Annotated in this window: 12 protein-coding genes and 1 tRNA gene; 3 read left to right on the top strand and 10 right to left on the bottom strand. The window is 53.0% G+C overall.

Features of this window, described 5'->3' with window-relative positions; genetic code table 11:
* Nucleotides 1–38: 38 nt before the first annotated feature.
* Nucleotides 39–1,262, top strand: coding sequence for an acyl-CoA dehydrogenase family protein (locus R0137_RS12110; RefSeq protein WP_407326668.1), 1,224 nt, complete (start codon nucleotides 39–41; stop codon nucleotides 1,260–1,262).
* Between the two features lie 116 nt (nucleotides 1,263–1,378).
* On the top strand, nucleotides 1,379–2,617 hold the full coding sequence (locus tag R0137_RS12115; RefSeq protein ID WP_407326669.1) for an acetyl-CoA C-acetyltransferase: 1,239 nt from the start codon (nucleotides 1,379–1,381) through the stop codon (nucleotides 2,615–2,617).
* 59 nt (nucleotides 2,618–2,676) lie between these two features.
* On the opposite strand, the gene R0137_RS12120 is transcribed toward R0137_RS12115, so the two are convergent.
* The 5 genes from R0137_RS12120 to R0137_RS12140 all read right to left on the bottom strand — a co-directional run bounded on the left by R0137_RS12120 (nucleotide 2,677) and on the right by R0137_RS12140 (nucleotide 6,811).
* Nucleotides 2,677–3,327 (bottom strand): 4'-phosphopantetheinyl transferase, encoded by a 651-nt coding sequence (locus R0137_RS12120; protein WP_407326670.1) that lies wholly within the window; start codon nucleotides 3,325–3,327, stop codon nucleotides 2,677–2,679.
* 193 nt (nucleotides 3,328–3,520) lie between these two features.
* The gene (locus R0137_RS12125; protein WP_407326671.1) at nucleotides 3,521–4,285 is read right to left on the bottom strand and encodes an enoyl-CoA hydratase; all 765 of its coding nucleotides are present in this window, start codon (nucleotides 4,283–4,285) and stop codon (nucleotides 3,521–3,523) included.
* A gap of 148 nt (nucleotides 4,286–4,433) precedes the next feature.
* Nucleotides 4,434–5,456 (bottom strand): phosphotransferase, encoded by a 1,023-nt coding sequence (locus tag R0137_RS12130; protein ID WP_407326672.1) that lies wholly within the window; start codon nucleotides 5,454–5,456, stop codon nucleotides 4,434–4,436.
* A gap of 117 nt (nucleotides 5,457–5,573) precedes the next feature.
* Nucleotides 5,574–6,467, bottom strand: coding sequence for a crotonase/enoyl-CoA hydratase family protein (locus tag R0137_RS12135; RefSeq protein ID WP_407326673.1), 894 nt, complete (start codon nucleotides 6,465–6,467; stop codon nucleotides 5,574–5,576).
* Between the two features lie 256 nt (nucleotides 6,468–6,723).
* Nucleotides 6,724–6,811, bottom strand: a tRNA-Ser gene (locus R0137_RS12140).
* A 105-nt stretch (nucleotides 6,812–6,916) separates the two neighbouring features.
* Between R0137_RS12140 and R0137_RS12145 the strand changes: the two genes are divergently transcribed.
* Nucleotides 6,917–8,467: a M20/M25/M40 family metallo-hydrolase gene (locus tag R0137_RS12145; RefSeq protein WP_407326674.1), complete on the top strand. Its 1,551-nt coding sequence runs from the start codon at nucleotides 6,917–6,919 to the stop codon at nucleotides 8,465–8,467.
* An 11-nt stretch (nucleotides 8,468–8,478) separates the two neighbouring features.
* Here R0137_RS12145 and R0137_RS12150 read toward each other — a convergent pair whose 3' ends face one another.
* The 5 genes from R0137_RS12150 to R0137_RS12170 form a co-directional block, all read right to left on the bottom strand.
* Nucleotides 8,479–9,258, bottom strand: coding sequence for an SDR family NAD(P)-dependent oxidoreductase (locus tag R0137_RS12150; protein ID WP_407326675.1), 780 nt, complete (start codon nucleotides 9,256–9,258; stop codon nucleotides 8,479–8,481).
* A gap of 75 nt (nucleotides 9,259–9,333) precedes the next feature.
* Nucleotides 9,334–10,056 carry a hypothetical protein gene (locus R0137_RS12155; protein ID WP_407326676.1) on the bottom strand — a complete coding sequence of 241 codons (723 nt, stop codon included), beginning with the start codon at nucleotides 10,054–10,056 and terminating at the stop codon, nucleotides 9,334–9,336.
* 65 nt (nucleotides 10,057–10,121) lie between these two features.
* Nucleotides 10,122–10,943, bottom strand: a complete 822-nt coding sequence (locus R0137_RS12160; RefSeq protein ID WP_407326677.1) for an NADPH-dependent 7-cyano-7-deazaguanine reductase QueF — start codon at nucleotides 10,941–10,943, stop codon at nucleotides 10,122–10,124.
* A gap of 6 nt (nucleotides 10,944–10,949) precedes the next feature.
* On the bottom strand, nucleotides 10,950–11,723 hold the full coding sequence (locus R0137_RS12165) for an ABC transporter permease (protein ID WP_407326678.1): 774 nt from the start codon (nucleotides 11,721–11,723) through the stop codon (nucleotides 10,950–10,952).
* Complete coding sequence (locus R0137_RS12170; protein WP_407326679.1) at nucleotides 11,720–12,658, bottom strand: ABC transporter ATP-binding protein; 939 nt, start codon at nucleotides 12,656–12,658, stop codon at nucleotides 11,720–11,722. The genes R0137_RS12165 and R0137_RS12170 overlap by 4 nt, the downstream gene beginning before the upstream one ends.
* Nucleotides 12,659–12,707 lie beyond the last annotated feature (49 nt).

Consider the following 12,707-nt stretch of genomic DNA (forward strand, 5'->3'; position numbering starts at 1 on the left):
CTACCAGCGGTAACAGCACCACATCTAGGAGACACTACTTGATCGAATTCAGCGACAAATCCCAACAGCTGCAAAACCACTTGCTCGCATTTATGGACGAGCATATTTACCCAAATGAAAGGGCTTATTCGGAATACATGCACTCCGTGGAAAATCGATGGGCACCTGTTCCTCTTATCGATGATTTAAAAGAGAAAGCGAAAGCTGCTGGTCTTTGGAATCTTTTTGTTCCACCTACCCTATCCCAGTTCGTAGATCATGAGGGGCTGAGCAATTTTGACTACGCGCCACTGGCAGAAATCATGGGTCGCGTGTTGTGGGCTCCCGAGGTCTTCAACTGCAATGCGCCTGATACCGGAAACATGGAAGTTTTCATGAAGTATGGAAACGAGCAGCAGCAGGCCCAGTGGCTAACACCCCTCCTTAACGGGGAGATTCGCTCGAGCTACTTGATGACAGAGCCCCAAGTAGCTTCCTCTGACGCCACCAATGTCGAACTCAGTATCACTCAGGAGGGCGAATCATGGGTGCTTAATGGCAAAAAGTGGTTTATCACTAACGCGATGTACGAGCGCACGGCTATCTTCATCGTGATGGGAAAGTCAGACCCAGAGAACGAAAGCCGCCACAAACAACAAACGCAGGTTTTGGTGCCAAAGAACACTCCCGGCGTCGAGATCATCCGCCCCCTCACAACCCTCGGCTACGACGATGCGCCCATTGGCCATGCTGAAGTGCATTTTAAGGATGTACGCGTACCGCTGGAAAATGTTCTGTTGGGCGAAGGACGCGGCTTCGAAATTGCACAAGGGCGTTTGGGTCCCGGTCGCATTCACCACTGTATGCGCCTCATCGGTATCGGTCAGCGATCATTGGAGCTGGCCTGCGAGCGAAGCACTTCAAGGTCAACATTTGGTCGCAGCTTGAGCCAACACCAAAGCGTGCGCGAGGACATATCAAAGTGCTACTCCGAACTAGAGATGGCCCGCTTGTTGGTATTGAAGACCTGCAGCCGCATGGATGAGGTTGGCGCGAAAGGAGCCATGGACCTAATCGCGGCAAGTAAAACCACCGTTCCCATCTTGATCCAGAACCTGATCGACCGCTGCATGCAGATCCACGGAGCTGGTGGCCTTACTGAGGACTACTGCATGGCCGAAGGTTTTAATTACGCCCGATGGTGCCGCCAAGCAGATGGCCCCGATCAGGTCCATCACATGGCTTTGGGCAAGATTATCATTAACCGATTCACGGAGTCCTAGATCAAAGGATAGCGCTATTCGACTTTCAGCCGCTGATAAACGATTTTTTGGACGGACACGGCGACCCGTAACAACCGAGCAACCACTTTTTAACTTGACGCAAGAGACGTAAAAATATGACTGACGCATACATTATCGATGCCTGTAGAACACCTCGTGGAGTCGGCAAATACGGCAAAGGTGCCCTTACCCACATACACCATCAACGCCTAGGCGCAACCGTTCTCCGTGCAATCGCTGAGCGCAATGACCTAAACACCGCCGAGGTCGACGATATTATCTGGGGCTGTAATGCGCAAAGAGGTGACGCCACTGGTGATGTAGGCCGTATGAGCGCCTTGGACGCGGGCTACGACATCCGCTCTAGTGCGGTAACCCTTGATCGCTTCTGTGGCTCGGGCATCACCACCGTTAATATCGCCGCTGCATCGATCATGTCGGGTATGGAAGACCTCGTTGTGGCCGGCGGCTGTGAGATGATGTCTGCAGCCGGAAAACCCGACGCGGCACCACAGTCTCCGTTCATGGACCAGGGAAACTTGCATCTACGAGAGCAACACCCTCAGCCACACCAAGGGGTTTGTGCCGACGCGATTGCCACACTGGAGGGCATTCCTCGCGAGGCCCTTGATGCACTAGCCGCCGAGAGCCAAGCGCGTGCAGCGAATGCCATTGCGAATGGCTATTTTGATAAAAGTCTCGTGCCTGTGCTTAACGACGACGGAAGCGTCGCCCTGGACAAAGAAGAATTCCCCCGCCCCGGTACCACACTTACGTCCCTGAGCGAGCTGAAGCCGTCTTTTGCGAAGTTCATGGATATGCCCTTGGACGAGGCTGGCACCACCTATGGCGGTCTTGTTAAGCAAGCCTACCCAGACCTAGACGTCATTAACGTCCACCATGCCGGCAACTCATCGGGTGTTGTCGATGGCGCCGCCGCGCTGCTGCTGGCGTCACCGGAATACACTGAGAAGCAAGGGTGGAAGCCGCGTGCCAAGATCGTCGCGATGGCTAACATGGGTGACTCCCCCACCTTGATGTTGAACGCGCCAGTCCCCGCGGCGAAAAAGGTTCTCGACAAAGCTGGCCTTACTGTTGACGACATAGATCTGTGGGAAATCAATGAAGCATTCGCTGTCGTGGCTGAGAAGTTCATTCGAGATCTGGACTTGGATCGTGAAAAAGTTAACGTTAATGGCGGTTCTATGGCGCTCGGTCACCCCATCGGCGCCACTGGCTCTATCCTGATTGGTACGCTCCTTGATGAACTCGAACGCCGTGACCTCAAACGAGGTTTGGTGACAATGTGTGCCGCTGGCGGCATGGCGCCTGCGATTATTATTGAACGTATGTGACAAAATGGAATCAGTGCCGGAGGCTGCTTCGGCGCTGATCCAAACTGTCTAAGGTATTACTAAGCGCGCAAAATGGTACTCGCATAGATGTAGTGCTCATCCATACTAAAACGCCCGCTATACCGGCACTGGATGCCATGCTCACGCTGATGGATGTCGGCAACAAAGGTTTTTTCTTTGGAGTTGATAGCGACATCGGCTTCCTGAAAACCGAGATACACCTCGTGTATCGGATTAAATACTTTGTAGATAGTCTCCTTGATACAAAAAATGGTTTTCCCCCAGTCTGGCTTAAATTCGTCATCTGGCTGTCGGCAAATCCACTTCTGCTCGCGCTCGGTACAGATACGAGAGACAACACCTCGTCTTAAAGCCGTTCGGGGCTCCACGTCGATACCGATGCCCGCGTAAGCATTCGCATGAGCTACGGCGGCCGCGCAAAACCCAGCGGTATGGCAGATGCTCCCAACATAGCCCGACGGCCAGTCAGGACGTTTGGTGTTTTCCACAGGCAAAAGAATTGGGCTGCCTTCAAACCCTAACTGCTTCAACGCTGTTTTAGCTGCATTACGCCCGCCACGGAACTCTCGCTTACGTTTCTCTACTGCATTTGCGACCCAAGCCTCTTCCCGATCAGTCAGACGTTGATCCGCCATCGCGTCTGTCGCAACCACCAATACGACGTCTGACGGAAATTTATTTGCCAACATCGAGAAGCATCCAATAAAACTTCAATTCAGGTCCAATAGTAACGCAGTACGTCGGTTCCTCAGGAGTAAGCATGCCTCGACAGTTTGAAAGCCCTCATGGTTGAAGAGAAGCCAAATGATGCAGAGTAATTCTCCCTCAGGGCGCTTAGTAGCAAGCTACAAGGGCTCGATAGGCCGTGGCGGAAAGGTAAGTCTAATTTTGCTGACGCCCAGACCCCATCACCGAACCCCGCCGATCCTCAAGCTCTGCACTGCTTAGCTTCTTGCCGTGCTCACGACTTAGCTTGTCTTCATACTCCAGGCCAGCATCAAGACCATGATCCAGGGAGTAATCAATGAGATGTTGGACAGCGTGAAGCGTCACCTTGTCCGCTTGTCGTATCTCCCGGGCCAGCTCGAGACAATGCGGCATTAACTCTTCAGCACTCAGCACCCGATTTACCAAACCCCAGTGTTCCGCCGTGACGGCGTCCAAGTACTTCCCGGTGAAGCTAAGTTCTCTGGCTCGTGACGCGCCAATAGCTCGGGACAGACGCTGGCTCAAGCCCCAGCCAGGAACCACGCCCATGCGCACATGGGTGTCGGCAAACTTTGCCTGATTAGACGCGACCAGAATGTCGCACATGAGTGCGATTTCAAATCCGCCCGTTACCGCAAAGCCATTGATCGCAGCGATGACTGGCTTACCCAGGTTGCGGATAGCATCGTGCAGATTAGGCCCAGTGGCATTTTCTGATTGCAGACCGGTCTGACCCAGCTCTTTAAGGTCGAGGCCGGCCGAAAAAGCCCGGCCTGAACCCGTAAGAATCACGACCTCAGTCGCTTCATCTGCAGCAAGACGGATGAACTCTTCTGCAAGCGCCCCTCGTAACTCCAGGGAAAGCGCATTTAGCTGCTTGGGTCTGTTAAGGGTGACCGTAGTCACCCCGCTCTCCGTTTCGCTGAGTAAAACACTCATACAAGTTTTCCGATTAGAGGCTTTGGCAAAGTTAACGCGCAGCCACAGGAATGGCCCCGTCGAGACGAATACTCTCGCCATTCAGGTAGTCGTTTTCTGCAATGTGGAGCGCAAGCGACGCAATCTCAGAAGGCTTCCCCATGGGCAATCAACCAGCACCCGCTTCGTCAATAATTTGAAGCGCCTTCTGTGCAAGAAGCTTTACGCCCTCGCCTGCTTCGATAGCATTCTTCTGCGAGGCATTACCATCCAGAGCCCGCTTGTAAACGCCCTGGGATATCGACGCCAAACGAAAGTGACTGAAGGCCGAATAAAAGTGCCAGTTATCAATACTTGGCAAACCTCGAAGGTCACAGTAAAGCTGCACGAGCTCGGCCTCACTCGGCAAACCGAGCTCCGCTCTTTCGCTGTCAGTGAGCTCTACCATCCCAATGTCATACATGCAGAAATACGCCAGATCAGCCAAGGGGTTCCCCAGAGTGGAAAGTTCCCAGTCAACGACCGCTAACATCTGAGTGCCATCGGCTTCGAACATTACGTTCCCCAAGCGGTAGTCACCGTGAATCAGACTAACCTGCCCTGCATCGGCCGGCATGTTGTCGCTAAGCCACGACATGAGCTTTTCCATCGCAGGCACGTTCTCTGTTTCAGCGGCCCGATATTGCTTTGTCCAACGGCTTACCTGCCGCTCAAAATAGTTTCCCGCTTTCCCATAATCACTCAGCCCTGCGGTGTCTACGTCAACGCTGTGGATCTCCGCGAGCACGCGGATGATCTCTTGATTCATAGCGCGTCGATCGTCGTTGTTTTTGTCAGGCAAAGTCTGATCCGAATACACCTTTCCCGGCACAAAGCTCATTACATAAAAAGCACTGCCTATAACCGCAGTATCTTCACAGAGGTGATACACCTTAGGCACGGGAACGTCAGTGTTCTCCAGCGCACGGATCACCCTGAACTCACGATCAACTGCATGCGCCGAGGGCAAAAGCACCCCCGGTGGCTTTCGGCGCAGCACATACTTGCCGCTCTTTGCCCGTAGCAAGAAAGTGGGATTAGACTGGCCCTCATCAAACTTCTGGGTCGTTAAAGGGCCTTCAAAACCTTCGATATTGGCTTGGAGATATTGACTGAGCATGAGCTCATTCAGTTGCTCAACCTTGTCGACCATAGTCCTTAACCTTCTTTTACTGGACCCGATGTGGATCTCGTTGAACGCCAAGCCTTATCGGGCTCTATTACAGCCGACGAGGCAAAACTGTTATCACGGACAGGGGTGACGCCTCGCCTACTGGTAATCGGGCTCTTCCCACCAGGGGAAGAAATCCGGCATATCTGTAGAAACCGCATTGGGGTATTGCGGCGCACGTTTTTCCAAGAAACTACTCACCCCCTCCGCGGCATCAGTAGACTTGGATCGACTGAAAACGCCTCTACTATCGATTTGATGAGCAGCCATAGGATGATCGGCCGACGGCAAACGCCAGAGCATATGTCGCGTCAGGGCCACCGACACTGGCGCTGTGTTTTCGATAATCTCCATCGCGAGCTCTCGCGCCGCTTGTAAAAGTTCGTCGGCCGGATGAATCGAACGTACAAGCCCACCTGCAAGCGCTTCCCCCGCTGTAAAAACCCGACCCGTCATGCACCACTCAAGGGCCTGGGCACGACCCACGATCTGCGGTAAGAACCACGCGCTGGCCGACTCGGGCACAATGCCTCTTCGGGCGAACACATAGCCAAACTTGGCCTTCTCACTCGCGAGGCGAATGTCCATAGCAACAATCATGGAAGCCCCAGCACCAACACAAGCTCCATTGATTGCAGCAATCACCGGCTTTTTGCACTGATACAAGCGCAAGGTGATGAATCCGCCCCCGTCACGAACAGATTCATGACTGTAGTCAGTAGTTCCATCCTCCCGCTTTGGAATCTCGTCGGCCGCAAAGGGGCTGGAATCGCCCGTAGGTGTCAGGTCAGCGCCGGCGCAAAAACCTTTGCCTGCGCCAGTGACGATAACAGCTCTAACGTCGTCGTCTGTATCTACCAGATCCAAAGCCTCAACGAACTCTCGGAACATGAGCGGCGTCATTGCATTGAGCTTGTCCGGCCGATTCAGCGTGATTGTGGCGACACCGCTGTCGACCTCATAATTAAGACAATCAAACTCTTTGGCTCTCAAAGGGCTCTCCCCATAAATTGGCTCGTGCGATCGCCGCAAATTATGTGATGTTGTAATACATAAACGCAAGGAGCGCTGTTTATGACGCTAACAGGACCTTAGCGCTAAACATAAGCTGTATTGACGCGTAAGCTGAAGCGAGCGTAGGAAGCTCCTTAGAACAACGAGGCCTCACCTGCGATGCTTCGGGCCACTAGGCTCCAGTCAAACCAACGAGGAAGCAAAAAAAAGGGCCCCAACGGGGCCCTTTTGTGCTTGGCGGAGAAGGAGGGATTCGAACCCTCGAACGGTTGCCCGTTACACACTTTCCAGGCGTGCGCCTTCGACCACTCGGCCACCTCTCCGTAAGGGCGCGGATAATACAGAAAGCTGCAACTGCGCGCCAGACACTCTGTCGATTAATCCTTGGGCATAGTATCGTTCTCCCTCGATATTCATAGGCAGGTCTCATGCTCAATCACCCTACTTTCGCGACACTCTCCGCTTTTGGCCTGAGCTCTGCGCTCCTTGTTGCGTCTATACAGAGTCACGGGGCCGCCGAAGACACTCAGCAACTCCAAGCCGCAGTGACCGGACACATAGCGGCGCATGGTGGAACGATTCTTTCGGACTTCCGTGAATTACTGAGCATGCCGAACGTCTCTACGTCGCTGCCGGATATGCAGAAAAATGCGGCATGGATTGCTGATTACATTGGCGAGCGCGGTTTTAACTCAAAGACAGTCAGCGCTGGCGGGGCACCTTACATCCTTGCTGAGCGAAGCACGCCAGGGGCCACAAAGACCGTTTTAATCTACGCACACTTTGATGGGCAGCCAGTGGAACCCGCAGACTGGAAGACGCCGCCCTTTGAGCCCACACTAAAAAACGGCGAGAACACTCTGGACTGGGAAACAGCGCAAAAACAGTCTATTGATCCTGAATGGCGTGTATACGCCCGCTCCGCAGGAGATGACAAGGCGCCCGTTATAGCGCTCATGCACGCCATCGACGCCATGGACGACGCGGGCCTTGATGCCAGCGTTAACATCAAACTCATACTCGATGGTGAAGAGGAGTTTGGCAGTCCCACCGTAGAACAGATCCTCAAAGAGCACGCCGATTACTTGAGCGCGGACGTACTCCTCTTCTGCGACGGCCCTATGCACCAAAGCGGTTTACGCCAGCTGGTTTTCGGCGTTCGCGGCGACATTGGCGTTAACCTGACACTCTACGGCCCCTCACGCCCACTGCACTCAGGCCACTATGGCAATTGGGCGCCCCACCCCACCGATGCACTTATGCGCCTGCTAGCCACCATGAAAGATATGGACGGCAATATTCAGGTCGCGGGCTATTTAGATCAGGTCACGCCCATCAGCGAAGCTGAGCAAGTTGCCATTGCTGCAATTCCTTCTGTCGACGCGCAGCTGCAAGATGCGCTTTCGCTGGGACGAGTCGAAGGCGCGGGTGAGCGGATAGAGATGACCATAATGAGGCCTGCCATCAATATCGTGGGTTTTCAGGCAGGTGGTGTGGATGATCAAGCGCGTAACATTATCTTGTCCAAGGCTCGTGCCTCACTGGACCTGCGCTTGGTGCCCGTCCAAACCATCGACCATGTTAAGCAAACCATCGAAGCGCACTTCAAAAATCAGGGTTTTTATGTCACGAACAACGAACCCAGCGAAGAGATACTTCGAAACAACCCGGGGGTGATAAAAGTCGATTGGACAGGCGGGTATCCCGCGTATCGAAGTGACCTCAATGGAGAGGCCGCCAACAAGCTAACGGCGATCCTCACGGAATACGATGGCAAAACGCCCCTACTCTCTCCGACACTCGGGGGCAGCTTGCCAATCCATTTGTTTGATCAAGAACTTGATATGCCCATCGTGTTGTTACCGATTGCCAACCACGACAACAACCAGCACGGACGTGACGAGAACATGCGTCTCGGGAATCTACTCTCAGCCATTGGTGTTTATGCAGCAGTCCTACAGGAGTTTGGACGCGACTAAGCACGGGCCTGTTAGTTGGTCTTTTCCATTGTTTTTCGGGACATCCACAAGACGCCTTTTCGGGGCACAAACGGCAATAAGCCCTTTAGGAATACGCTTATCTTTGGATCGTTAATCGCTAACAGCTCACCTTTTTCCATGGCGCGGTAACCGCACTCGGCTACTGAGCGAGCATCCGCGCCAAGCTCAAACCCCTTGATGCCACCCAAATCGGCAACCTCCTGGAACTCAGTAGCAACAGGGCCGGGGCACAGTACCGTCACGGTCACGCCCGTGCCTTCCAGCTCATTAGCCATGGCTTGCGAAAACGAATTCACATAGGCCTTACTCGCGTAATACACGGCCTGCAGAGGGCCGGGAAGAAAGCCCGCGGTGGACCCGACATTTAGAATCTTGCCCTCGCCACGTTCTACCATGCCTTGGGCAAAGTAATAACTCAGTTCCGTTAACGCCACCATGTTGAGCTGCATCATGCGCTGATCGCGCTCGAGGCCGCTCTGATGGAACTTGCCGTGGCCGCCAAAGCCCGCGTTATTGATCAGCATATCGACACTGACGCCTAGTGCGTCTACATCTGCCATGAGTTCCTCGGCAGCACCCGGCTTAGCAAGGTCCGTAGCAATTACCTGTACTTTTACGCCATGCTCAGCTCTGAGGTCTTCGGCGATTTCTTCAAGACGTTCCTTACGCCGTGCGACGAGAATCAAGTCACCGCCGTTCTCGGCGTGAACCTTCGCTAACTCTTCGCCGATGCCGGCAGAGGCGCCGGTAACTAGTGCTGTGTTTGTCATTTCGATTTCCTAGTATGTTCCAGCTACTGAAGGATTACTCAATTACTTTTTACGCAGTGCCTGACTGAAAAATGGCTAATGGAACTCAGCCTCTCTCTTTCGAATACTCGCCAGCGCATCTTCTACTGCTTCTTCGTACAAGATTGAGGTCTCATGCAAATTGTTGCGAAGCATCAAGTTCGTCACCAGCGCGCCGAGCGCTTCTTCATCCGACGCCATAGACTCAATGTCTACTCCAACGAGTTTTCGGGAGCTACTGTTGAGACGCCGATCGTATTCGGTAGTGGTGTATTTTGCGAGTGTAATGCTAGCGTTCAGGAATGGACCCGACCAGAAGTCGAGAGTGAGCGCAGCAAGCTGGCTGAAACTCTGCACCTCTATGAGCGCTGAACGGACCTCAGTAGAATCAAGAAGATCAAGTCCACCTGTAGACACCATCTCCTCAAAGCTATTGGGTACGGGGCTAAGCCATCGCAAATCTGTCGTGGCGCCTAAAACAGCGATAGCAACGTCATCCGAAAGAGCAACCTGCGCTTTTAAAGCGTCCACACCGGATTTAATCACCAGAGCACTTTCGTAGTACGTTGCTTTTGATCGGGCCACGTCTTCTGAAAGTACTTCAAGATCAACTTCCAGTCTGGCAAGGAGTCGCTCCAGGTCCTGAAGTTTGCCCTGCTCATCATTCCAGTTAGCAACTTGGATACCGATGAAAACGCCGACTACAACAATAAAGAAGTCGAGAAAGACAGCGAACCAATTCTGGTCTTGAACATGTCTTGTTACGCTACGAAGCAACATTGACGTTCTCTCGGGTTTTGTCGGCAAGGCTTGCGCAGAATAGCTCTTCGCAATGACAGGACGACTTACTGACGATTGAGTCGATAGCGAGGCGCTGGCGCGTCTACAGAACATCGCCAAGGGCAGATATCCAGGCCGCCGCGTCGTGTGTACAGTGCGTGCACCGACAAAAAGTCGGGCTGCAACTGATTCCACAAATCCGTGTAAATACGCTCAACACACTGCTCGTGGAATTCCTGATGATTTCTATAGGCCAACAGGTAGCGCAGCAGGCCTTCTTGATCCGGTGAGACTCCACGCGTCTCGACAATCACCGTAGCCCAGTCAGGCTGAGCAGTAACCGGGCAAAGGGAACGCATAAGGTGCGTATAAAGCTGCGCGTCACCGGGTACCGGTGTCAGCATCGCCGCCTCAGCCATATCTGGCACAACAACTTCTAGTCGATCCAGACTAGTGCCCATCAACGCCTCACCATGAAAACTTGGATCTTGAGGCTCGCTAAGTGTGAGTGACACCGATGCGCCCGCTACTTCGGACAAATCACGCTTGATGGCCTCTCGTGCAGCTTCATCACTGGCAAATCTGTGGCTATTGAGAGAATTGAGATACAACTTGAAAGACTTGGACTCGATGATATTGGCAGACACTGACGGGACGCAGAAAGTCCCCACAAAGGCTCTGGGCATGCCAGAAGCACTCAGCCAACTGAGCTCATAGGCATGCCACACATCTTCGCCAAAGCCGTGAAAGCGCCGTTCAGGCAAGCTTGCTCTTGCGTTGGACCGCGGCACGGGAAACAACAGCGATGGATCGTAATGCTGGCTACCCGCAACCTGTTGACCTAACAGCGGCCCCTTGTCGTGCACGGTTGGCGTATCAGCGCTCACAGGTGTTTACTGACGCAGCCGCGTACCGCTGTTGAGTAGGTACATACTGTAAGTAAACGCCGCGACGGTGAAGCCTCCCAGCATTGCAAAGGCAAAACCAACGCTCACATCAGCCACCCCTAATACCCCATAGCGGAAGGCATTGACGACATACACCAAAGGATTGAGTTTTGACACGGCCGCCCAGAAATCCGGCAACAGATCCAAGGAGTAAAAAACGCCGCCCAAGTAGATCAACGGTGTCAGTACGAAGGTGGGAATAATTGAAATGTCATCAAAGCTATTTGCGAAAACCGCATTGATAAAACCCGCCAGGGCGAACAACAAGGACGTGAGCACCACACCGGCGACTACCACACCAAAATTATGAATCGGCAGACTGGTAAAGAACATGGATACCGTCGTAACGATCGTCGCTACCAACAATCCTCTGATCACGCCCCCACTCACAAAGCCGAGCAAAATCACATAATTCGGCGTTGGCGATACAAGGAGTTCTTCGACGCTGTGGTTAAACTTGGCGCCGAAAAACGAAGACACCACATTGGAGTAAGAGTTGGTCACGATAGCCATCATGATAAGGCCCGGCACAACGAACTCCATGTAGCTAAAGCCACCCATCTCGCCAATACGCGATCCGATAAGCGATCCGAAGATCACGAAATACAGACTCATGGTGATCGCCGATGGCAATAAAGTCTGGGGCCATATACGAATAAAGCGACGAACCTCCTTGCGAAGAATCGTTCTGAAGGCAATCATCTTTTCTTGAGTATTCATGCTGCGTCCTCCAGAAGATTCACAAACATTTCTTCGAGGCGGTTCGCACGGTTACGCAGGCTGGTTACATTGACCTTTGCTTTATCCAGCGCTGCGAATACATCGTTCAAGTGCTGGCCTTTCTCGACTTCGATTTCAAGGGTGTGATCATCAACCCGGCGGAACTCGAAATTCTCGATAGCCAGGTCACCCGGCAGCACATCAGCGCTATCTACAATGAACACCTCTCGCTGCAATCGCCGCAGCAGGTCTTTTATAGAGGTGTTTTCCACGATGGAACCGTGATTAATGATGGCGATATTGCGGCACAAGGCCTCGGCCTCTTCCAGATAGTGCGTAGTGAGAATAATCGTCGTACCGTTGGCATTAAGCTTTTGAAGAAACTCCCACATCCCGCGGCGCATCTCGATATCGACGCCCGCCGTAGGCTCATCAAGAATCAGGAGTTTGGGTTCATGCACAAGAGCGCGAGCAATCATTAGTCGTCGCTTCATACCGCCGGACAACATACGACCCGACACGTCTTTTTTATCCCAGAGGCCCAGCTCTCTCAGATATTTCTCCGCCCGCTCGCAAGCCAGAGCACGCGGCAGACCGTAGAACCCCGCCTGGTTCGTGACGATGTCAAACACCTTCTCGAACATGTTGAAGTTAAATTCCTGCGGCACGATGCCAATGAATTTTTTTGCAGCTGGGAAATCCGCGTCAATATCGACTCCGTGTACGGCGACTTGCCCCGCAGTTTTACTCACTAATGAGCAAACAATACCGATGGTCGTGGATTTACCAGCACCATTGGGACCCAACAATGCAAAGAAGTCGCCCTGCTCTACCTCAAGGCTAATACCTTTGAGCGCCTGAAAACCGTTGTCGTAGGATTTTTCAAGGTTATCGATTTTTAGTGCTGGCGTGCTCCCAGCGATGGACTCTGGCATCCTGCCCTCGTTAATCTGATCAATATGATGCGGTCGGTGGAACGGATTC

The organism is Congregibacter brevis (assembly GCF_045689245.1).
GTDB classification, from domain to species: Bacteria; Pseudomonadota; Gammaproteobacteria; order Pseudomonadales; family Halieaceae; genus Congregibacter; species Congregibacter brevis.